Source organism: Bacillus sp. EB V-12 (genome assembly GCF_056158125.1).
In genome coordinates, this window is record NZ_JBUXJL010000002.1 from 716,534 (window position 1) to 737,848 (window position 21,315).

The following is a 21,315-nucleotide window of genomic DNA, read 5'->3' on the forward strand; positions in this document are numbered from 1 at the left end:
AAATATTCTGGAATGCAAATCCCTTCTTGCACAAAGAAGGGTTTTTTACATAATAAACAGAAGCAAGTTGAAAGGATGAAAGTATATGCCGAAACCAGTAATAGCGATAGTAGGTCGCCCGAACGTAGGGAAATCTACTATTTTCAATAGAATTGTTGGAGAAAGAGTTTCAATCGTAGAAGATATTCCAGGTGTAACGCGCGATCGTATTTATAGCGCTGGAGAATGGTTAAATCATGAATTTAACATTATTGATACGGGCGGAATTGATATTGGAGACGAGCCGTTTTTGACACAAATTCGTCAACAAGCTGAAGTAGCAATTGATGAAGCGGATGTTATCATTTTTATGACAAACGGTCGTGACGGTGTAACAGCAGCTGATGAAGAAGTTGCAAAAATTTTATATCGTTCAAATAAACCGGTTGTACTTGCAGTAAATAAAGTGGACAATCCGGAAATGCGCAGTGACATTTATGACTTTTATGCATTAGGATTTGGCGAACCATTCCCAATTTCAGGTACACACGGATTAGGGTTAGGTGACTTACTAGACGAAGCTGCACAACATTTTCCAAAGATTGAAGAAGACGGATATGATGAAGACACAATTCGTTTCTCTTTAATTGGACGTCCAAACGTAGGGAAATCATCACTTGTAAATGCTCTTCTTGGTCAAGAGCGTGTAATTGTTAGTAATGTAGCAGGAACAACTCGTGATGCTGTCGATACACCATATAGTAAAGATGGAAAAGATTATGTAATTATTGATACAGCTGGTATGCGTAAAAAAGGAAAAGTGTATGAAAGTACAGAAAAATATAGTGTACTTCGTGCGCTAAGAGCGATTGAACGTTCTGACGTTGTTTTAGTCGTTTTAGATGGTGAAGAAGGAATTATTGAGCAAGATAAAAAAATCGCTGGATATGCTCATGATTCAGGGCGAGCTGTTGTTATCGTTGTAAATAAATGGGATGCAGTGAAAAAAGACGAAAAAACAATGAAAGCATTTGAAGAAAATATCCGTGCTCATTTCCAATTCTTAGAATACGCACCAATTGTGTTCTTATCTGCAAAAACGAGAAAACGTACACAAACATTAATACCGGTTATCGATGAGGTAAATGAAAGTCATAGTATCCGTATTCAAACGAACGTATTAAACGATGTAATTATGGATGCGGTAGCGATGAATCCGACGCCAACTCATAATGGTAGCCGTCTGAAAATTTTCTATGCAACACAAGTTGCGGTAAAACCACCGACATTTGTTGTGTTTGTAAACGATCCAGAATTATTGCACTTCTCATATGAGCGTTTCTTAAAGAATCGCTTACGTGAATCATTTGGCTTCGTAGGAACGCCGATTCACATTATCGCTAGAGCAAGAGACTAATGGAGAGGATGTGATTTTATGACAAAAATCACAGTAGTAGGAGCAGGTAGCTGGGGAACAGCGTTAGCGATGGTATTAGCTGACAATGGACATGATGTACGTATTTGGGGAAATCGCCCAGAACTTATGGATGAAATGAATACGAAACATGAGAATAGTCGATATCTCCCAGGCATTACATTGCCAAGCACAATCGTAGCCTACTCTTCTTTAGAAGAAGCATTAGTAGATGTAAATACAGTACTGCTAGTAGTACCAACGAAAGCGTACAGAGATGTATTACAAGAGATGAAAGAAATTGTTACTGAACCAATTACTTGGATTCATGCGAGCAAAGGAATTGAACCTGGTACGTCAAAACGTATTTCGGAAGTGATTGAGGAAGAAATTCCAGAGCACTTAATTAAAGATGTTGTTGTACTGTCTGGACCGAGTCATGCTGAAGAAGTCGGTTTACGACAAGCGACAACAGTTACGTCTGCAGCAAAGCGTATGGAAGCGGCTGAGGAAGTACAAGATTTATTTATGAATAGTTATTTTCGTGTATACACAAATCCAGATATCGTTGGAGTTGAACTTGGTGGTGCGTTAAAAAATATTATCGCATTAGCTGCTGGTATAACTGATGGTCTTGGATTAGGTGATAATGCAAAGGCGGCATTGATGACACGTGGTTTAACAGAGATTGCTCGTTTAGGAAGAAAAATGGGCGGGAATCCGTTAACGTTTGCTGGTCTAACTGGTATGGGAGACTTAATTGTAACTTGTACAAGTGTTCATAGCCGAAATTGGCGCGCTGGAAATATGCTTGGAAAAGGACACTCTTTAGAAGAAGTGTTAGAAAGCATGGGTATGGTTGTGGAAGGTGTAAGAACAACGAAAGCTGCTCATGAATTGGCAGAGAAAATGGAAGTTGAAATGCCGATTACAGCTGCTTTATATGACGTGCTGTTCAATGGGAATAACGTAAAAGATGCAGTAGGCTCATTGATGGGACGTGTTCGAAAACATGAAGTGGAAGCTATACCTGATTTACTGTAAAGAAAAGCGACAGAAGTACATTTGTACTTCTGTCGCTTTTTTATTTTTTGGGTCTTTTCACCATTTTTTCATTTTTGCATAGGATGAAGAGTAACTTGAGGAGAGGGTGAAAAGAATGGATAATAATATTTTTAATAATATTGAGAAGGAAGCGAAAGTAAATAAAGAGGATATTTTTAAATTAGCATCATCCGTGCAAAATGCGAATTTACGTGATGAAACTGTACTTCGTCAATTAATTCATCAAGTGGCTCTTATGGCGGGACGTGAAGTGCCGAAAGAGCAAGAGGATCAAATTGTAAAAGCGATTATTAATAATAATATGCCAACAGATTTTGGCTCGTTAAGCAAAATGTTTAAAAAATAAATTATGAGAAACAAAGAGTTTGGAGATTGCATATGATAGCCATGAAAGAATGGGAATAGAGCTGTTTTTGGGCATATTTGGTCAACCGAAGCGAGAGATACAATCGCTTCGGTTTTATTTTTTCCTAGATTGGTGAGAAATGCTGGAAAACCTATTGATTAAAGTTACATACTCGCGATTTGTAGTAAAATGTTCTTTTTGTATTTGTTTAAAGATTTTAATTTGTTAAAATAGTATAAAAATAGATTAATAAAAAGGGGTGTGTATATGTCAGAAGGGCTTATGAAAATGTGGTTGGCTTTAGGGGCAATTGGATTTATGTTTTTTGCAGTAAGTTTTATTTTATTAAGTAGACATAGAATAAAGAATAAATTTTTGAAAGGGATTACAGCGTTAGTAGCGTACACCCTTATGATTGTGTCAGGAATTGTTATTTTTCTTGTTGTATTTAGTGGACCTGTACAGCAGTAAATGGAATGGTCTCGAAAATACTACATACGGAGCAAATTAGATTAGTATGAAAAGGTGATGCTAGTGAAAAAATTCCATATTATTTTAATATTTTGTTGTATGAGCCTTTTAACGGGGTGTCTGTATCCGAAAGAAAATATGAAGCAAAATGCGGTTCCTTATGAAGATCAGCTACAGGTTGTTCAAAAAGCTGTTGTGACATTTAAGGAGCAAAATGATGGGATATTGCCAATTAAGACGAGGGATATGAGTACACCTATTTATCAAAAGTATCCAATCGATTTTCAACAGATTGCCCCGCGTTACATACAAGAAGCGCCAGGGAATGCGTATGAAAGTGGAGGAGTATATCAATACGTATTAATAGACGTTGAAACAAATCCGACAGTAAAGTTAATTGATGTTAGGATGGCTGAACAAATTCAGGAACTATCTTTAAAGCTTAGGATGTATCGTGATGAACATCAATATCCACCTTTTAAAAAAGTAATTTCAGATGGTGTATATGAATTGGATTTCAAAAAACTAGGATATAAAGATGTGCCACAAGTGACAAGTCCATATTCTGGTAAAGGACTTCCTTTTGTAATTAATGAAAAAGGAGAAGTTTTTGTTGATTATAGAATCGACTTATATGACGCTTTGAAAAAAAATGAAGGGCAGTTTACAGAGGGAGAAGATATTCGAAATATCCTTTCGAAAGGTTCCCCATTTGTACCAGCTTATTCTTTACCGTACACAGTAAAGGACGGAGAACCAATTTTTTTAAAATGATAAGTCATGAACCTTTCTTTTAGTGAATAAGTTCTAGAAGAAAGGTTTTTTATGTTATACAACTTACGATGCAAACAAAAGATATTTTTTAATAGTCATATGAAATTGGACAAAATTATATGATATATTGTCCGAACTTCTAGAATACCATTATATTATATCAGATATTATAGGCAACGTTAGAGAAGGTATTAGTTGACTATAAACGCGGAATTATTCCCAAAAATTTTGAGGGAGGGAATCACTTGGAAAAGGTAGATATTTTTAAAGATATTGCAGAACGAACAGGCGGTGATATTTATTTTGGAGTTGTAGGAGCTGTTCGAACAGGGAAATCAACATTCATTAAAAAATTTATGGAACTTGTAGTTATTCCAAATATTGAGAATGAGTCTGACCGTCAAAGAGCGCAGGATGAATTGCCTCAAAGTGCTGCTGGTCGTACAATTATGACGACGGAACCGAAGTTTGTTCCAAACCAAGCGGTTTCTATCGAAGTAGATGAAGGACTTGAAGTGAATATTCGATTAGTAGATTGTGTTGGATATACGGTTCCTGGAGCGAAGGGCTATGAAGATGAGAATGGCCCGCGTATGATTAATACCCCTTGGTATGAAGAACCTATTCCATTCCATGAAGCTGCAGAAATCGGCACGCGTAAAGTAATTCAAGAACATTCAACAATTGGTGTTGTAATTACAACAGATGGAACAATTGGTGAAATTCCAAGAAGAGATTATATAGAGGCAGAAGAACGCGTTGTAAATGAGTTGAAAGAAGTAGGAAAACCTTTCATTATGATAATTAATACGGTACAGCCGTATCATCCAGATACAGAGCAATTACGCCAAAGTTTATCAGAAGAATATGATATCCCGGTTATTGCAATGAGTGTGGAGAGTTTAAGAGAAACAGATGTATATAATGTACTTCGTGAAGCGCTATTTGAATTCCCTGTATTAGAAGTGAATGTGAACCTTCCGAGTTGGGTAATGGTGCTAAATGAAGGGCATTGGTTGCGTCAAAGTTATCAAGAAGCAGTTCAAGAAACTGTGAAGGATATAAAACGTCTTCGTGATGTGGATCGCGTTGTTTGGCAGTTTAGTCAATATGAATTTATTGATCGAGCGAGCCTAGCTGGCATTGATATGGGGCAAGGTGTGGCGGAGATTGATTTATATGCGCCAGATGAATTATATGATCAGATTTTAAAAGAAGTAGTAGGAGTAGAAATTCGAGGGAAAGATCATTTATTAAAGCTTATGCTCGATTTATCTCATGCGAAAATAGAGTACGATCAAGTGGCGGATGCACTGCGTATGGTTAAGCAAACAGGATATGGTGTAGCAGCACCTGCATTAGCGGATATGAGCTTAGATGAGCCAGAAATTATTCGTCACGGTTCAAGGTTTGGTGTGAAGTTAAAAGCGGTAGCGCCATCTATTCATATGATTAAAGTAGATGTAGAGTCAACGTTTGAGCCGATTATTGGTACTGAAAAGCAAAGTGAAGAATTAGTTCGTTATTTAATGCAAGATTTTGAAGATGACCCGTTATCAATTTGGAATTCTGATATATTTGGACGTTCACTTAGCTCGATTGTTCGAGAAGGAATTCAGGCGAAATTATCTTTAATGCCAGAAAATGCTAGATATAAATTAAAAGAAACGCTAGAAAGAATTATTAATGAAGGATCTGGCGGATTAATTGCGATTATACTATAAGAAAAAATCCCTCTCATTGTAGAGGGATTTTTTGTTTTTTTTGATTATAAAATAGAAAAATAAACAGTCATTATCTAATACATTGTTGTAAATTGTCAAGTTTCATCAGATTTTCACATTTTAAGAGTAACAATTTCCTTAAAAATATTGAATTATAAAGGAGAATCGTATAATATAGGCGTTGATAATGATTTATCTACATCTTTGTAGTATAGAATTTGCAAAAATTGCCTACAAATGAAAGTAAGACTCATTTTATGATCATTATACAGTCTTATCTTTGGGAGGAGGTGAATGGCATGAACAAGACAGATTTAATCAATGCTGTTGCAGAAGCAAGTTCCCTTTCTAAAAAGGACGCAACAAAAGCAGTAGACGCTGTTTTTGATTCTATCTTAGAAGCTTTAAAACAAGGTGATAAAGTACAACTGATCGGATTCGGTAACTTCGAAGTTCGTGAGCGTGCGGCTCGTAAAGGTCGTAACCCACAAACAGGTGAGGAGATTGAAATCGCTGCAAGTAAAGTACCTGCATTCAAACCTGGTAAAGCGTTAAAAGATGCGGTTAAATAATCCTTACATATTAACAGGGAAGAAGAGTTTCCTTTTTGGGAACTCTTCTTTTTGCTTTTAAAAACATAAATATGCTAGAATGTGTTCGTATCACTTTTAGGTTTTCGGGAGGGCTAGCGGATGGCAAAAGTTAATTTAGAACAAATTGAACATGCAGTACGCCTTATTTTAGAGGCGATTGGGGATGACCCAAATCGTGAGGGAGTACTTGATACACCAAAGCGTGTTGCAAAAATGTACGCAGAAGTGTTCTCAGGTATGCATGAAGATCCGAAAGAGCATTTGCATAAAGTATTCGGAGAAGATCACGAAGAGCTTGTACTAGTAAAAGATATACCATTTTATTCGATGTGTGAGCATCATTTAGTACCATTCTATGGAGTTGCTCACGTTGCATATATTCCGCAAGGTGGAAAGGTAACAGGGTTAAGTAAATTAGCTCGTACCGTAGATACAATTGCACGTCGCCCACAACTGCAAGAACGTATTACATCAACAGTAGCGAACTCTATTATGGAAGTACTAGAGCCTCATGGTGTAATGGTAGTAGTAGAAGCAGAACATATGTGTATGACGATGCGTGGTGTGAAAAAACCAGGTGCGAAAACAGTAACGACAGCAGTGCGTGGTGTGCTTGAAAATGATGCTGCAGCGCGCAGTGAAATTTTATCGTTTATTAAAACGAAGTAAAGAAAAGCGGGAAACTGCTTTTCTTTTTTTTTTTTAGTAAATAAATGATATAGTTTTAACTAGACAGAGTGAGATTAGAAAGATTGCTTACATGAATGGTAGGTGTAGCCAAGTTTTGGTTATAGAAAATAGAGTGTATGTGTTATAATAAGTTTTATGAATTAGAAAACAAGGGTGATTTTTTGTGTGTGACATCTACGGAGGGTATGCGGGTATAAAAGAAAAATTGATGGAGAAATTACGCCATCCTTATTTTATAAACTATATTGAAGAACCATTTATTGATGAAGAAAAGATAGCATTGTTATATGGTGCTTTAAAGAGTGCAAACTTACATATAGAACAAATTGAGCATTACGTAGTAACAATTATGCTTGTACAAATTGCGCTTGATACGCATGAAAGGGTATCAAATAAAGCAGGCGAGGAAGAGATTGGATTCCATAAATGTCGTCAATTAACAGTACTTGCAGGCGATTACTATAGTGGACTATATTATTATTTATTGTCTATGAATCGTGATATTGTTTTAATTCGTGCACTTGCTGAAGGAATTAAAGAGATAAATGAACACAAAATTATGTTATACCAAAAAGCGCATGAAACGACGGATGACATAATGAAAAGCATAGTAACGATTGAGTCTGCGCTCCTTCAAAAAACATGTGATCATTTTCAGTTATCACATTGGAAGCCATTTATCACATACGTATTAGGTGGAAATCGCCTTCAAAAAGAAATTCAATTGTATGCTGATAAGCAACATTCACCTGTTTTTCAAGCTATGCAAGATGCTTTAGGGGATAAAGCAGAAGTAGTGATTAATGGTTGGATGAAGGAATTGAGAAAGAAAGAAAAACAATTTTTAGAAAATCACACAGACATAAATGAAATAAATTCTGTGTTAAGGAATAAATAGAAGACATAAGCAATTTTACATTGGAAGAAGGTACGAGCATGCAACAATCAAAAGAAGAAAGAGTACATGACGTATTTGAAAAGATTTCTGATAAATACGATGTGATGAATTCTGTAATTAGTTTTCAAAGACATAAAGCGTGGCGGAAAGAAACGATGCGAATTATGGATGTACAACCAGGCAGTCAAGCGCTTGATGTATGCTGTGGAACCGCAGATTGGACAATTGCGCTAGCTGGAGCCGTAGGTGAGCAAGGAAAGGTTGTTGGCTTAGACTTCAGTGAAAATATGTTATCTGTCGGTAAGCAAAAGGTAGAGGCGTTACAATTAAAACAAGTAGAACTTCTACATGGGAATGCAATGGAACTTCCGTTTGAAGATAATACGTTTGATTATGTGACGATTGGGTTTGGTTTACGTAACGTACCGGATTATATGCACGTATTAAAAGAAATGACGCGTGTAGTAAAACCAGGTGGAAAAGTAATCTGTTTAGAAACATCTCAACCAACAATGATTGGTTTTCGACAAGGGTATATTTTATACTTTAAATATATCATGCCGTTATTTGGAAAGATGTTTGCGAAAAGTTATAAAGAATATTCATGGCTTCAAGAATCTGCTAGTACGTTCCCAGGGATGAAAGAATTGGCTCAAATGTTTGAGCAAGCTGGACTTGAACGTGTGCAAGTGAAACCATTTACTTTTGGGGTAGCAGCAATGCATTTAGGAATTAAACCAGAATCAAAATAGAAAAAAGAAGTTTTAGGTTAAGGTGAACAATATGAAGTTACAACTTATGTACTCTTTTTTACGATCGGATATTAATGTGATAGAAAAAGAATTAAAAAAGACAGTCGCTTCTGAACAGCCATTAGTAGAAGAGGCAGCATTACAGCTTATTGAAGCTGGTGGGAAACGAATTCGTCCTGTATTTGTGTTGCTTGCAGGGAAATTTGGAGATTATAAGTTAGATGCGATTAAGCATGTTGCTGTTGCGTTAGAACTTATTCATATGGCTTCTCTTGTTCACGATGATGTTATTGATGCTGCATTTTTACGACGCGGCAGTGCGACTGTGAATGCGAAATGGGGAGATCGTATTGCGATGTATACAGGGGACTATCTGTTCGCTAAGTCTCTTGAATGTATAACCAATATCGAAATTCCAGAGGCACATCAAGCGTTATCACATACTATTTTAGAAGTCTGTAAAGGTGAAATTGAACAAATTAAAGATAAATACAATTATGACCAAAATTTAAGAACGTATTTAAGAAGAATAAAGCGAAAAACAGCATTATTAATTGCCGCGAGTTGTCAATTGGGAGCGATTGCTGCTGGTGCTAATCGTGATACGGTAAATCGTCTATTTTGGTATGGGTATTTTGTAGGAATGTCTTATCAAATTATTGATGACATTTTAGACTTCGTTTCTACAGAAGAGAAACTTGGAAAACCTGCTGGTGGAGATTTACTACAAGGGAATATTACACTTCCTGCTTTATATGCGATGGAAGATCCCGTACTTCGTCAGAAAATCACATCTGTACATGAAAATTCAACAGCAAGTGAAATGCAAGAAATTATTGATGCTGTAAAAAATAGTACAGCAATTGATCAAGCATTTGCGTTTAGTGAACGTTATTTACATAAAGCTTTAGAAATAATAAAACCACTCCCACGTGGAAAAGCAAAGTACGCATTACAAAATGTTGCAAAGTATATTGGAAAACGAAAATTTTAAGGTTTATTCTAAAAAATAAAATAATCTCTCTATTTCAAAACTATTGCACAATTGTGATAAGGGTGATAATATGTGTGTGGGGATATACAATTACATACATAATTCAGAAGTGGAGAGATTTTTTATGGAAAAAACATTTCTAATGGTAAAACCAGACGGTGTACAACGTGCCTTCATTGGGGAAATTGTAGCTCGTTTTGAGAAAAAAGGCTTTCAATTAGTTGGTGCAAAATTAATGCAAGTCACTCCAGAAATTGCTGGACAACACTACGCTGAGCATAAGGAAAAACCTTTCTTTGGTGAGTTAGTAGACTTTATTACATCTGGACCTGTATTCGCAATGGTATGGCAAGGTGAAGGTGTAGTAGATACAGCTCGTAACATGATGGGGAAAACAAGACCACATGAAGCAGCTCCTGGAACAATTCGTGGAGATTTCGGTGTAACTGTTGCGAAAAACATTATCCATGGTTCTGATTCTTTAGAAAGCGCAGAGCGCGAGATTGCTATTTTCTTTAAAGAAGAAGAATTAGTTGACTACTCAAAATTAATGAATGAATGGATTTACTAATTATTTTGAAATAATTTGTAAACGCTTTAATCACTGTGATAATAGTAAAAAGTGCAAGGAGAATAGGGGTATTCTTCTTGCACTTTTTTTATTTTCAGTTAGTTACGAAGTTTGAACTGTTATGATATGTTGATATTTAAATTAGGACTATCGGAAATATAGAATAAGAAAATGGTCGATTTATGATATAATTTCTTTAATATTTTTAGAATGATAAAAGTTAATATAGTGAGATAAATACATATACGAAAAGAGGAATAACGTATGCGATATATTACAGCTGGTGAATCTCATGGTCCACAACTTACAACGATTATAGAAGGTGTTCCGGCAGGATTGTCTTTAGTAGCAGATGATATAAACGAAGAGTTAGCTAGAAGGCAAAAGGGATATGGGCGCGGTAGACGCATGCAAATTGAAACGGATCAAGTGCAAATTTTAAGTGGTGTTAGACATGGAGAAACATTAGGTTCCCCTATTGCACTTGTTGTTGAAAATCGTGATTTTGCACACTGGACAAAAATTATGGGGGCGGAGCCTTTAACTGAGCAAGAAGAAAAAGAGATGAAAAGGAAAGTGACAAAACCAAGGCCTGGGCATGCTGATTTAAATGGTGCGATTAAATATGGTCATAGAGATATGAGGAATGTACTGGAACGTTCGTCAGCGCGCGAAACGACGGTGCGTGTTGCTGCTGGTGCGGTTGCTAAAAAGGTGTTAGCAGAACTTGGTATTAAAGTAGCGGGCCATGTAATTGAAATTGGCGGTGTACAAGCTAAGGAGATTACGTATAGTTCAATTGAAGAATTAAAGAGTATTACCGAAGCATCTCCTGTACGTTGCTTAGATGACGAAGCTGGTAACCAAATGATGAAAGCGATTGATGATGCGAAAGCAAATGGTGATTCAATTGGTGGAATCGTTGAAGTAATTGTGGAAGGGATGCCAATTGGAGTAGGTAGCTACGTGCATTATGATCGAAAACTGGATGCGAAATTAGCAGCTGCAATTATGAGTATTAATGCTTTTAAAGGTGTCGAGATTGGAATTGGTTTTGAAGCAGCGCATAGACCAGGAAGTGAAGTTCATGATGAAATTCTGTGGAATGAGGAGCATGGATATACACGAAGAACAAATAATGCAGGTGGATTAGAAGGCGGTATGACGACTGGAATGCCAATTGTTGTGCGCGGTGTGATGAAACCGATACCTACACTTTATAAACCTCTTCAAAGTGTAGATATTGATACGAAAGAGCCTTTTACAGCGAGCATTGAACGTTCAGATAGTTGTGCAGTGCCAGCAGCTAGTGTCGTTGCAGAAGCGGTTGTGGCTTGGGAATTAGCGACAGCTTTAATAGAACAATTCGGATTAGATCGTATGGAACTAATTCGTGAAAATATTGAGAAACATAATGAATATGCGAGGGGATTTTAATGGGAAACATACATATTCAAACGAAATCAAAAGAATATGATGTACATGTTGGTAAAGAAGTGTTGTCAAACTTAACAACGATCGTTCAGAATATGCAGCCAGCGGTATCTAACGTAATGATTATTTCAGATGAAGCTGTTGCATCACTACATTTACAGACAGTTATCGATGCATTACAAGTAGAGCAGCACGTGTTTTCGTTTGTTGTACCAAGTGGCGAAAAAGAGAAGTCTTTCGAAAATTTCTATGCGGCTCATACGTCAGCTCTTCAAAATAAATTAGATAGAAATTCTTTAATTCTTGCACTTGGAGGCGGAATGATTGGAGATTTAGCTGGTTTTGTTGCTGCATCGTTTATGCGTGGTATTCGCTTTGTGCAGGTTCCGACAACTTTATTAGCGCACGATAGCGCAGTGGGTGGGAAAGTAGCGATTAACCATCCGTTAGGTAAAAATATGATTGGTGCATTCCATCAGCCAGAAGCAGTTGTATATCATACACCGTTTTTACAGTCTCTTCCTGAAAAAGAGTGGCGTTCAGGTTATGCAGAGGTGATAAAGCATGCTCTTATCGGTGATGTGGAGCTATACCATTGGTTAAAAGAAGAAGTGCAAACATTAGCGGATCTTCATGATGAGAAGTTAATCCATATATTAACGAAGGCGATTCCTGTAAAGGCAAATGTTGTGTCACAAGATGAAACAGAGAAGGGTGTACGTGCTCATTTGAATTTTGGACATACGTTAGGACATGCTCTTGAAAAAGAGCTAGGGTATGGAAATATTACTCACGGTGACGGTGTAGCGGTTGGAATGTTATTCGCCATATTTTTAAGTGAGCAAGTGTACAAGGTTGATCTTGCTTATGAAGATATGAAGCAGTGGTTCTTGAAATACGGCTATCCAAAAATGCCAGGGGATTTGAATGTAGAGCGCCTCGTTCAATTGATGAAACAAGATAAGAAAGCAAATGCAGGAGCAATTCATATGGTGCTTATGCAGGAATATGGGGTAGTGAATGTCGTATCTATTTCAGATGAGACTGTTCATATTGCGTTAGAGGCATTTCAAAAAGATATGGTTTAAAATGATAGCGAAGTGCTGTGAAGTGCTCATTTAGAGGTATTCTCGTAATAGTGACGGTTATGACAAAAGATTACAGTAAGGGGCTATAACCGTATTGTAATCAAATTGAATGAAATGACTGGGGGAAGAAAAATGAGAGTGAAAGAGCAATTGTTAACTTTGAGAGCGTATGTGCCTGGGAAAAACATTGAAGAAGTAAAACGAGAATATGGTTTATCAAAAATTGTGAAATTAGCATCCAACGAAAATCCATTCGGTTGCTCAGCACGTGTGACAGAAGCATTAACTTCTTTAGCGAGCCAATATGCCCTTTATCCAGATGGATATGCCTTTGAACTTCGGACAAAAATAGCGGAACATTTAGGTGTAAAAGCAGAACAACTACTATTTGGTAGTGGATTAGATGAAGTCATTCAAATGATTAGCCGAGCGTTACTACATGAAGGAACAAACGTTGTAATGGCGAATCCTACGTTTTCACAATATCATCACCATGCTGTTATTGAAGGAGCAGAAGTTCGTGAAGTATCACTTAAAGATGGTATTCACGATTTAGATGCAATGCTAGAGCAAGTAGATGAGAAAACGAAAATTGTATGGATTTGTAATCCGAATAATCCAACAGGTACATATGTTGAGAAACAAAAATTACTTTCATTTTTAGAATCAGTTCCTAAGTCGGCTCTCGTTATTATGGACGAAGCATATTATGAATACGCGGAAGCAGAAGACTATCCGCAAACATTACCACTTCTTGAAAAGTATGAAAATCTTATGGTTTTACGCACGTTTTCAAAAGCATATGGTTTAGCTGCTTTTCGTATCGGATATGCGATTGGGGATGCGAAGTTAATCGGACAGCTAGAAGTAGCTAGGTTACCATTCAATACATCAACTGTAGCCCAATCTGTAGCACTCGCTGCATTAGAAGATCAAGCTTTTTTACAAGATTGTGTGCAAAAGAATGCTGAAGGTTTAAATCAGTATTATGCATTTTGTAAAGAATATAACGTATTCTATTATCCATCTCAAACAAATTTCATTTTCTTAAAACTCGGTATACCAGGTAATGAAGCTTTCGAACGATTAATGAAAAAAGGATATATCGTTCGTTCTGGTGCTGCATTTGGTATCGATGATGGTATTCGTATTACTGTCGGTTTGAAGGAAGAAAATGATGAAATTATAGAGTTACTGAAAGAGCTTGTAAATGAGCAAGTACAGAAAGAAGAAACATATTCTTAAGAGATTGTGAAGGCTCCTATTATAGGAGCCTTTTTTATCGCATTCAAAATAAAGGTTGAAGACTGCTAATTAAGTTATTCTGTAAACCACGGTTTGTATGGCTTGATAATTAGTGAGAGAAGTTATTTGCACGGTCATAAAAGAAAGCGGTACAATAGAAGATGATGATAAGGTATCGGTGTCATATCCGAACCTTTTGAACAATTAACTACTCTGTAGGAAGAAGTATAAGAAGAAGCATGCTCATTCTAAAGGTTGCGTTCTAACAGTGAGTTGCTTATGATAAATGAACAGAAGAGAATATTTTTTAGAATTAAAGGAGACGTTTATGCAAAAGTTTGAACAAGCTGTTTCATATATTGAAAATGGTGAAGCAGAAAAAGGATTACAATTATTAAAAGAACAATTAAAAATTGCGAATGATGAAGAGAAGTATGATATCGCTCGTTACTATCATACACTTGGATTTACAGATGAGGCATTAGCAATTACTGAAGACTTACGTTTACTGTATCCAGAAGAAAGTGAATTCACTGTATTTTTAGCAGAATTATATATTGATCTAGATAAAGAAGATGAAGCGATTGAAGTGCTTCATGATATTCCAGAAAATGACGATTTATATGTTCAATCGTTATTACTTGTTGCAGATTTATTCCAAATGCAAGGTTTTGATGATGTAGCAGAGCAAAAACTATTAAAGGCGAAAGAAATGATGCCTGATGAACCTGTTATTACGTTTGGGTTAGCAGAATTATATAGTAGTAAAGGTGAAGAACAAAAGGCAATTACTTATTATGAATCGCTATTAGCGGAACATAAAGTAATGGGTGGTGTTGTGATCGCACTTCGCCTCGCAGAAACGTTAAGCGCGATCGGAAACTGGGAAGAAGCGATTTCTTATTATGAAGCAGGCCTAGAGGAACAAAAAGATATTCACTCATTATTTGGATATGCCTTCACATTATACCAAGGTGAAGAATATCAGAGAGCAATTGGTGCTTGGCAAGAACTAAAAGAATTAGACCCTGAGTACGCATCACTGTACATGTATTTAGCGAAAAGCTATGAAAAAGAAGGAATGCTTCAAGAAAGCTATGAAACGCTTCATGAAGGAATTAAAGTAGATGAGCTTTCAGTTCCATTTTATGTAGAGTTAGCGAACATTGCGGCGAAATTAGGAAAAATAGTAGAAGCAGAGGAAGTTCTTCAAAAAGCGCTTGAGTTAGATCCAGGGCATTTAGGTGCAACATTAAAATATGCATATATCTTAAAAGAACAAGAAAAGTACGAAGAGTTAATTGCAATTGTAGAGCGTGCTATTGATAGTGGAGAACCAGATACACAACTACTTTGGGATCTTGCGTATGCAAAAAAACAATTAGAAATGTATTCGGATGCATTAAAACACTATGAAAGTGCATATACTTCTTTTAAGAATCATCCAGACTTCTTAGAAGAGTACGGTTATTTCTTATTGGAAGAAGGAAAACGAAAAGAGGCGAAAGAAGTATTTACCCAGTTATTACAACTAGACCCGACACAAATTCATATTGAAGAGTTGTTATATAATTTAGAGGATTTTTCATAAGTTGGAAGGAAACTGAATGCCGCTTCTTGAATCTAAAAAGAAAAGAGAAAGACAGAGGAGGGACTTAATTGCTATGAATACCCCTGTTTCTGTAAACGAGAAGAAGGATTTTGTAAAATGGTTTTTGAATAATTACCAACTGAAACAGCGTGAATGTGTATGGATTCTGAATTATTTAATGAGTCACGACCAATTGATGCATAAAGTCCACTTCGTAGAGCATGCAAAATATTGTCCGCGTGGCTTAGTGATGTCAGCGAATTGTGTGAAAGACACACCGTTTCACTTTTTTAAACAAAATGTTATGACAACAGATGCTGAAAAATCGTTTCATGATATTCGTTTAAATCGAGATGAGGATATTTATATTCAACTCAACTTTAAATCATCGTTTCAAAATGCGAATTATGTAGCTGTATTAGAAGAAAACCCATATCTACCAAAGCATATTGAAGTAAATGAAAAAGATCGTTTACTTGCAGAAAGGTTTTTGGAAGAAAGTGTATTTTCGTTTAGGAGAGAACGCCTTTTGAAACAAATTGATGAAGCGTTAGATAAGCAAGATAAGGAAGCGTTTCATAGATTAACGGCAGAGTTAAAAACTTTATAGAATTTATTTGGATTAATAAATTTTTACAAATTTCAGACTTTCATCAAGAAAAACTACCTATATTGGGTAGTTTTTCTTTTTTTACCTCTTTTAGTATGGTTTAATATATATAAAGTGAAAGTTCTGTCATTTGCAAGTGAAGGAGGGAAGGAATTTGAAGTGGATTGTAAAAGATGTGGAACAGTTTGAGCAAGCAAGAGAGTATGTTGATACAGGAGTAATACCGCTGTTATCAATTTCGGCAGCAAAAGAAATGAAAATGGTTGTAGAACAAGGTGAATTTATCGAATTGTTGAGCACGGAATTGGAAAGAGAGTATAAGGGAAGAGTGCTTTTACTGCCTGCGTTTACGTATTTGGTAGAAAGTCAAAAGAATGAAAAAGGTCGTTTGCAAGAATGGACAAATCATTTACGAAGTGAAGGTTTTAAGCATATTGCTTATGTTACAAGTGATTTTTCATGGAAAGAGGATATGCAAGAGTTACAGGGAGATTTGTTTTGGTTTCCTTCATTAGCATTAGAACAATTTAGTGATCAAGCAAAAAGAGAAGTTATTCATGCACATATAAAAAATATAATGGTGATGTTGGAAGAGAAATGGGGAAACTCATAATAAACAGAAAGTTCTTATTATTATGAGTAGTATGATATTGACCTGTGCATGAGCGTATTATATCATGATAGTGTCCTAGTTTTTATTTTTTATATAATTTATCACGAGGGGACAATTTCTGATAGAGGGGGGAAATTTTCGTGAGCGAGAAAGAACATCGCGTGTCAAGAAGACAATTTTTAAATTACACACTCACAGGGGTAGGAGGCTTTATGGCTGCCGGTATTTTAATGCCGATGACGCGATTTGCGCTTGATCCGGTGTTAAGAAAAGAAGCGGGAACGGATATGGTTGCTGTTGCGCAAGTAAAGGATATTACAACAGAGCCGAAGCGTTTCGATTTTAAAGTGAAGCAGGTTGATGGTTGGTACAAGTCTGAAGAACCAAAATCAGCTTGGGTTCATAAAGATGAAAGCGGAGACATTGTTGCGTTCTCTCCAGTATGTAAACATTTAGGATGTACAGTTAACTGGAATTCGGACAAAGCACATCCGAATCAATTCTTTTGCCCATGTCACGGGGGTCGTTATACAAAAGATGGGATTAACATTAAAGGTACGCCACCCCTTGCTCCGCTTGATGTGTACGAGTCTAAAGTGAAAGATGGAACGCTGTATCTAGGAAAAGCGAAGCCAAGAGGGGGTGCAAAGTAGATGTTAAATAAAATTTATGATTGGGTGGATGAAAGATTAGATATTACACCAATATGGCGTGATATCGCTGATCATGAAGTACCTGAACATGTAAACCCGGCACATCACTTTTCTGCATTCGTCTATTGCTTTGGAGGACTTACCTTTTTCGTTACTGTAATTCAAATTTTATCTGGAATGTTTTTGACGATGTATTATGTGCCTGATATTAAAAATGCTTGGGAATCAGTTTACTATTTACAAAATGAAGTTGCTTATGGGCAAATTGTTCGTGGTATGCACCACTGGGGTGCTAGTCTCGTAATTGTAATGATGTTTTTACATACACTCAGAGTTTTCTTCCAAGGTGCGTATAAAAAGCCCCGTGAGTTAAACTGGATTGTTGGTGTTCTTATTTTCTTTGTTATGTTAGGTCTTGGTTTTACCGGATATTTATTACCGTGGGATATGAAAGCTTTATTTGCTACAAAAGTAGGGATTCAAATTGCAGAGCAAACACCGCTCATTGGTCCTTATATTAAAACATTACTCGCTGGTCATTCCGAAATTGTTGGCGCTCAAACATTAACTCGCTTCTTTGCTATTCACGTCTTCTTCTTACCAGCAGCACTTCTAGGTTTAATGGCCTTCCACTTCATCATGATTCGCAAACAAGGTATTTCCGGTCCACTATAAGAGATTGCTAAATTAAAGGGGAAAGAACTAAAGGAGGGAGATTATGCATCGCGGCAAAGGGATGAAGTTTGTAGGAGATTCTCGGGTACCAGTAGCTCGGAAACCAAATATTCCAAAAGACTATTCTGAATACCCAGGGAAAACAGAAGCATTTTGGCCGAACTTCTTGTTAAAAGAATGGATGGTTGGTGCAGTTTTTTTAATCGGTTATTTATGTTTAACAGTGGCGCATCCGTCGCCGCTTGAGAGAATGGCGGACCCAACAGATGCTGGATATATACCACTTCCAGATTGGTATTTCTTATTCTTGTATCAGTTATTAAAGTATTCGTATGCTTCCGGTTCATTTACTGTAATTGGAGCATTTATTATGCCAGGGATTGCGTTTGGAGCATTACTGTTAGCTCCATTTCTTGATCGAGGTCCAGAAAGACGTCCATTGAAGCGTCCTGTGGCAACTGGATTTATGCTTTTAGCAATTGCATCGATTATCTTTTTAACTTGGGAATCTGTAGCACACCACGACTGGGAAGCTGCAAAAAAACAAGGAGCAATTGTAAAAACAGCGCCAGTTGATAAAAATGATGATGGCTATAAATTAATGCAAAAAAATACTTGTTTAACATGTCATGGTGACAATTTACAAGGCGGGGCAGCAGCACCGGCACTGCAAAACTTAACTTTAAAGCCAGAAGAAATTGCTAAAATTGCGAAAGAGGGAAAAGGTTCAATGCCTAAAGGTGTATTTAAAGGTACGGATGAGGAACTGAAGAAGCTTTCGGAATTCGTTGCAAAGTATAATAAAAAATAATAAAAAAGCTGACTACAAAATTTGTAGTCAGCTTTTCTATTTAGTTGGATGAAGTTTGTTATAATAGAGTAGGATTTAGTGAATGAATTACTTTGCTTGAAAGGTGTTGGACATACGGATTGGTGTACTTGTATGCAATGTTAAGACAACGCTCGGTATTATTATTTTTATTAATTGTTAACTTATTAGGTACAATTTATGGATTTATATGGTACGGAAATCAATTGAAAGAAACGTCACCTATATTTTGGCCGTTTGTACCAGATAGTCCTATGGCGACTCTCTTTTTTGTCTTTGTTTTAATTGCTTTTTTGGCAAAGAGAAACTGGGGATTAATAGAAGCGTTAGCGATTGTAACTTTAATAAAATATGGTATTTGGGCTGTTGTTGTAAACGCGATTATGATTTACGTAAAAGGGCCTATAGGCCTTATGGGCTACATGTTAATGCTTTCGCACTTCGCGATGGCAATACAAGGATTTTTATATGCTCCATTCTATCGTATAAAAAAATGGCATTTTATAGTAGCAGCTGTGTGGACGTTGCATAACGATGCAATTGATTATTTATTTTGGCAAATGCCGCGATATGGAATTATGCATTTGTTTGTAGAGGAAATTGGTTATTTTACGTTTTGGTTAAGTATTGCTGTACTATGTATTACATATTATTGTTGCTTACGTGAGCAAAGAAAACAATTTTCTTTATGATGGTTAGAACATTTAGGGGGAGAACATGGAGAAAAATAAGAGTGGTACAAAAATATTGGATCGATTGATTACTTTAGTTGTTTCATATAGCATAGCATTTTCTATTTTTGCACTCGCAACAACGGCAGTTGTATATGGAAAATGGTTGTATTATTTTGAAATTGATTTTTTAAATATTCCTGATTTAGCGGATATGACGAAGGATGAAATTAAAAGAAATTACGATGTGCTTATTACATATTTATCCCCGTTTTATGACGGAGCATTACATTTGCCCACATTAGATATGTCCACAAATGGCCGTATTCATTTTGTAGATGTTAAAAATATTTTAGTAAAGATTCAATATGTAATGTATGCGACAATTATGATTGCAGTGATAGGCGGAATTTATTTATTAAAAAAGAAAAATGAAAAGTTTTTACTGCACGGATCGATTTTAACAATCATTTTTCCGATAGCGCTTATGTTACCAATTGCTATTAATTTTGAAAAGAGTTTTGTATTATTCCATAAACTTTTATTTAGTAATGATTATTGGGTTTTTGATCCTGAAAAGGATCCAATTATATTAATGTTACCAGAAGAGTTCTTTATGCATGCTGCGTGTGCTATTTTATTATTCATTTTAGGTGGGAGTATACTTTGTTACAGCTTATATAGATATCTCGTAAAAAAGAAAAGGATGTCACAGAAAAAATTCTCTGCTTAAAGAGAATTTTTTTCTTTGTAAAACGATAATATATTTTTCGGTCTAGTTCTGTTCTATTCTTGTCCAAATTAACATATTTTGTACTAGTAGTTAAGGGGGGACCGGGATGAAGAGAACATTAATTGGATTGATAGCATTTCTAATTATAATGTTTCCGTTACGTATATATGCTGAAGAGTGGAATGAGCTAACAGGGTTGTTAGACGACTCGTTACAGTTAGTGAAGCGTAATGAAGATGAAAAAGCGGTACAAGTATTACAACATTTCTCGGAGCAGTTTTTAATAAAGGGGAATGAAAAGAAGCAGGAAGTAACACCAGATCAAGTTAGAGTTATTTCTTTAGCTTACGATAAGGCGCAACAATCGCTCTCTGAAGAAGGTTTAGGTAAGCAAGCTAAAATTGATAATGTGCTGGCATTACAACTTGCTGTTGATGCACAAGTATCGAAATATCAACCACTTTGGATGGAAAGAGAAAGGAAAGTAATGGATGCCTTTTCTCAAATGGAAAAAGCGATGGAAAAAGAAGATGCTGGGCAGTTTCAACAAACGTTAAATACGTTTTTAAATGAATTCAATATTATTTATCCAAGCTTAATGATTGCTTTGCCAGAAAACGAGGTCCAGCGTGTAAATGTTCATTTATCTTATTTAGATGAATTTCGTAACGTTATGTTAAAAACGAAAGGCGGCCAAATGCAATTAGGGATTATTAAAGGGGATTTGCAAAAGATATTTCACACAGTAAAAAAAGATGAAATTGCACCCTCTCTCATTTGGTTTATGACAATTACTGGGGGACTTATTTTATTCACATTAACTTATGTTGGATGGAGAAAGTATAAAGGAGAGAGAGAAAAAAGAAAAAGTAATGTACATTCTAAAAATAGATAATGCAATA

24 protein-coding genes are annotated in these 21,315 nt (G+C 36.1%); all 24 read left to right on the forward strand.

Annotated elements, in window-relative coordinates; genetic code table 11:
• Nucleotides 1–85 precede the first annotated feature (85 nt).
• The 24 genes from der (at nucleotide 86) to ypjB (ending at nucleotide 21,308) form a co-directional block, all read left to right on the forward strand.
• Complete coding sequence (der, locus tag ACZDYH_RS10350) at nucleotides 86–1,396, forward strand: ribosome biogenesis GTPase Der (protein WP_001125893.1); 1,311 nt, start codon at nucleotides 86–88, stop codon at nucleotides 1,394–1,396.
• An 18-nt stretch (nucleotides 1,397–1,414) separates the two neighbouring features.
• Complete coding sequence (locus ACZDYH_RS10355; protein ID WP_048655807.1) at nucleotides 1,415–2,437, forward strand: NAD(P)H-dependent glycerol-3-phosphate dehydrogenase; 1,023 nt, start codon at nucleotides 1,415–1,417, stop codon at nucleotides 2,435–2,437.
• Between the two features lie 115 nt (nucleotides 2,438–2,552).
• Nucleotides 2,553–2,804: a stage VI sporulation protein F gene (locus ACZDYH_RS10360; protein ID WP_000369754.1), complete on the forward strand. Its 252-nt coding sequence runs from the start codon at nucleotides 2,553–2,555 to the stop codon at nucleotides 2,802–2,804.
• A gap of 267 nt (nucleotides 2,805–3,071) precedes the next feature.
• Nucleotides 3,072–3,275: a DUF2768 domain-containing protein gene (locus tag ACZDYH_RS10365; protein ID WP_001289008.1), complete on the forward strand. Its 204-nt coding sequence runs from the start codon at nucleotides 3,072–3,074 to the stop codon at nucleotides 3,273–3,275.
• Nucleotides 3,276–3,338: 63 nt separating this feature from the next.
• The gene (locus ACZDYH_RS10370) at nucleotides 3,339–4,049 is read left to right on the forward strand and encodes a hypothetical protein (RefSeq protein ID WP_000713407.1); all 711 of its coding nucleotides are present in this window, start codon (nucleotides 3,339–3,341) and stop codon (nucleotides 4,047–4,049) included.
• Between the two features lie 245 nt (nucleotides 4,050–4,294).
• On the forward strand, nucleotides 4,295–5,773 hold the full coding sequence (spoIVA, locus tag ACZDYH_RS10375; RefSeq protein WP_000416519.1) for a stage IV sporulation protein A: 1,479 nt from the start codon (nucleotides 4,295–4,297) through the stop codon (nucleotides 5,771–5,773).
• Nucleotides 5,774–6,072: 299 nt separating this feature from the next.
• On the forward strand, nucleotides 6,073–6,345 hold the full coding sequence (locus tag ACZDYH_RS10380; protein ID WP_001043860.1) for an HU family DNA-binding protein: 273 nt from the start codon (nucleotides 6,073–6,075) through the stop codon (nucleotides 6,343–6,345).
• A 120-nt stretch (nucleotides 6,346–6,465) separates the two neighbouring features.
• A complete protein-coding gene (gene folE / locus ACZDYH_RS10385; protein WP_001151482.1) occupies nucleotides 6,466–7,035 on the forward strand; it encodes a GTP cyclohydrolase I FolE in 570 nt (189 codons plus the stop codon).
• 184 nt (nucleotides 7,036–7,219) lie between these two features.
• A complete protein-coding gene (locus tag ACZDYH_RS10390) occupies nucleotides 7,220–7,954 on the forward strand; it encodes a heptaprenyl diphosphate synthase component 1 (RefSeq protein WP_000332854.1) in 735 nt (244 codons plus the stop codon).
• Nucleotides 7,955–7,992: 38 nt separating this feature from the next.
• Nucleotides 7,993–8,706: a 2-heptaprenyl-1,4-naphthoquinone methyltransferase gene (gene menG / locus ACZDYH_RS10395; protein ID WP_001187674.1), complete on the forward strand. Its 714-nt coding sequence runs from the start codon at nucleotides 7,993–7,995 to the stop codon at nucleotides 8,704–8,706.
• 31 nt (nucleotides 8,707–8,737) lie between these two features.
• Nucleotides 8,738–9,700, forward strand: a complete 963-nt coding sequence (gene hepT / locus ACZDYH_RS10400) for a heptaprenyl diphosphate synthase component II (protein ID WP_000776077.1) — start codon at nucleotides 8,738–8,740, stop codon at nucleotides 9,698–9,700.
• A 124-nt stretch (nucleotides 9,701–9,824) separates the two neighbouring features.
• Complete coding sequence (gene ndk, locus ACZDYH_RS10405; RefSeq protein ID WP_000415883.1) at nucleotides 9,825–10,271, forward strand: nucleoside-diphosphate kinase; 447 nt, start codon at nucleotides 9,825–9,827, stop codon at nucleotides 10,269–10,271.
• Nucleotides 10,272–10,535: 264 nt separating this feature from the next.
• Nucleotides 10,536–11,708 (forward strand): chorismate synthase, encoded by a 1,173-nt coding sequence (gene aroC / locus ACZDYH_RS10410; protein ID WP_001269384.1) that lies wholly within the window; start codon nucleotides 10,536–10,538, stop codon nucleotides 11,706–11,708.
• Nucleotides 11,708–12,793 carry a 3-dehydroquinate synthase gene (aroB, locus tag ACZDYH_RS10415; protein WP_434713908.1) on the forward strand — a complete coding sequence of 362 codons (1,086 nt, stop codon included), beginning with the start codon at nucleotides 11,708–11,710 and terminating at the stop codon, nucleotides 12,791–12,793. The genes aroC and aroB overlap by 1 nt, the downstream gene beginning before the upstream one ends.
• Before the next feature lie 132 nt (nucleotides 12,794–12,925).
• Nucleotides 12,926–14,038 (forward strand): histidinol-phosphate transaminase, encoded by a 1,113-nt coding sequence (gene hisC, locus ACZDYH_RS10420; RefSeq protein ID WP_001264019.1) that lies wholly within the window; start codon nucleotides 12,926–12,928, stop codon nucleotides 14,036–14,038.
• Between the two features lie 328 nt (nucleotides 14,039–14,366).
• Nucleotides 14,367–15,629, forward strand: a complete 1,263-nt coding sequence (locus tag ACZDYH_RS10425; protein ID WP_001168671.1) for a tetratricopeptide repeat protein — start codon at nucleotides 14,367–14,369, stop codon at nucleotides 15,627–15,629.
• Nucleotides 15,630–15,702: 73 nt separating this feature from the next.
• Nucleotides 15,703–16,239 carry a ReoY family proteolytic degradation factor gene (locus tag ACZDYH_RS10430; RefSeq protein WP_001095925.1) on the forward strand — a complete coding sequence of 179 codons (537 nt, stop codon included), beginning with the start codon at nucleotides 15,703–15,705 and terminating at the stop codon, nucleotides 16,237–16,239.
• Between the two features lie 154 nt (nucleotides 16,240–16,393).
• Nucleotides 16,394–16,852 carry a YpiF family protein gene (locus tag ACZDYH_RS10435; RefSeq protein WP_000871313.1) on the forward strand — a complete coding sequence of 153 codons (459 nt, stop codon included), beginning with the start codon at nucleotides 16,394–16,396 and terminating at the stop codon, nucleotides 16,850–16,852.
• 140 nt (nucleotides 16,853–16,992) lie between these two features.
• Nucleotides 16,993–17,505: a menaquinol-cytochrome c reductase iron-sulfur subunit gene (qcrA, locus tag ACZDYH_RS10440; protein ID WP_001290418.1), complete on the forward strand. Its 513-nt coding sequence runs from the start codon at nucleotides 16,993–16,995 to the stop codon at nucleotides 17,503–17,505.
• Complete coding sequence (gene qcrB, locus ACZDYH_RS10445; RefSeq protein WP_000932700.1) at nucleotides 17,506–18,180, forward strand: menaquinol-cytochrome c reductase cytochrome b subunit; 675 nt, start codon at nucleotides 17,506–17,508, stop codon at nucleotides 18,178–18,180. It begins immediately after the preceding gene.
• A gap of 43 nt (nucleotides 18,181–18,223) precedes the next feature.
• On the forward strand, nucleotides 18,224–18,991 hold the full coding sequence (gene qcrC / locus ACZDYH_RS10450; RefSeq protein ID WP_000554603.1) for a menaquinol-cytochrome c reductase cytochrome b/c subunit: 768 nt from the start codon (nucleotides 18,224–18,226) through the stop codon (nucleotides 18,989–18,991).
• Between the two features lie 119 nt (nucleotides 18,992–19,110).
• Nucleotides 19,111–19,701 (forward strand): lipoprotein heptaprenylglyceryl N-acetyltransferase LhaT, encoded by a 591-nt coding sequence (lhaT, locus tag ACZDYH_RS10455; RefSeq protein ID WP_025709269.1) that lies wholly within the window; start codon nucleotides 19,111–19,113, stop codon nucleotides 19,699–19,701.
• 25 nt (nucleotides 19,702–19,726) lie between these two features.
• A complete protein-coding gene (gene lit / locus ACZDYH_RS10460) occupies nucleotides 19,727–20,413 on the forward strand; it encodes a lipoprotein intramolecular transacylase Lit (RefSeq protein WP_000414378.1) in 687 nt (228 codons plus the stop codon).
• 106 nt (nucleotides 20,414–20,519) lie between these two features.
• Nucleotides 20,520–21,308, forward strand: a complete 789-nt coding sequence (gene ypjB / locus ACZDYH_RS10465) for a sporulation protein YpjB (RefSeq protein ID WP_000831584.1) — start codon at nucleotides 20,520–20,522, stop codon at nucleotides 21,306–21,308.
• Nucleotides 21,309–21,315: the final 7 nt, after the last annotated feature.

Bases quoted from the DNA above. Each gene is read 5' to 3' on its own strand.
- lit (WP_000414378.1), top strand. From the start codon at position 19,727: ATGGAGAAAAATAAGAGTGGTACAAAAATATTGGATCGATTGATTACT.
- ACZDYH_RS10360 (WP_000369754.1), top strand. From the start codon at position 2,553: ATGGATAATAATATTTTTAATAATATTGAGAAGGAAGCGAAAGTAAAT.
- ACZDYH_RS10365 (WP_001289008.1), top strand. From the start codon at position 3,072: ATGTCAGAAGGGCTTATGAAAATGTGGTTGGCTTTAGGGGCAATTGGA.
- menG (WP_001187674.1), top strand. From the start codon at position 7,993: ATGCAACAATCAAAAGAAGAAAGAGTACATGACGTATTTGAAAAGATT.
- ACZDYH_RS10355 (WP_048655807.1), top strand. From the start codon at position 1,415: ATGACAAAAATCACAGTAGTAGGAGCAGGTAGCTGGGGAACAGCGTTA.
- ACZDYH_RS10430 (WP_001095925.1), top strand. From the start codon at position 15,703: ATGAATACCCCTGTTTCTGTAAACGAGAAGAAGGATTTTGTAAAATGG.
- ACZDYH_RS10380 (WP_001043860.1), top strand. From the start codon at position 6,073: ATGAACAAGACAGATTTAATCAATGCTGTTGCAGAAGCAAGTTCCCTT.
- aroB (WP_434713908.1), top strand. From the start codon at position 11,708: ATGGGAAACATACATATTCAAACGAAATCAAAAGAATATGATGTACAT.
- folE (WP_001151482.1), top strand. From the start codon at position 6,466: ATGGCAAAAGTTAATTTAGAACAAATTGAACATGCAGTACGCCTTATT.
- ndk (WP_000415883.1), top strand. From the start codon at position 9,825: ATGGAAAAAACATTTCTAATGGTAAAACCAGACGGTGTACAACGTGCC.
- hepT (WP_000776077.1), top strand. From the start codon at position 8,738: ATGAAGTTACAACTTATGTACTCTTTTTTACGATCGGATATTAATGTG.
- ypjB (WP_000831584.1), top strand. From the start codon at position 20,520: ATGAAGAGAACATTAATTGGATTGATAGCATTTCTAATTATAATGTTT.
- qcrB (WP_000932700.1), top strand. From the start codon at position 17,506: ATGTTAAATAAAATTTATGATTGGGTGGATGAAAGATTAGATATTACA.
- der (WP_001125893.1), top strand. From the start codon at position 86: ATGCCGAAACCAGTAATAGCGATAGTAGGTCGCCCGAACGTAGGGAAA.
- aroC (WP_001269384.1), top strand. From the start codon at position 10,536: ATGCGATATATTACAGCTGGTGAATCTCATGGTCCACAACTTACAACG.
- ACZDYH_RS10425 (WP_001168671.1), top strand. From the start codon at position 14,367: ATGCAAAAGTTTGAACAAGCTGTTTCATATATTGAAAATGGTGAAGCA.
- qcrC (WP_000554603.1), top strand. From the start codon at position 18,224: ATGCATCGCGGCAAAGGGATGAAGTTTGTAGGAGATTCTCGGGTACCA.
- hisC (WP_001264019.1), top strand. From the start codon at position 12,926: ATGAGAGTGAAAGAGCAATTGTTAACTTTGAGAGCGTATGTGCCTGGG.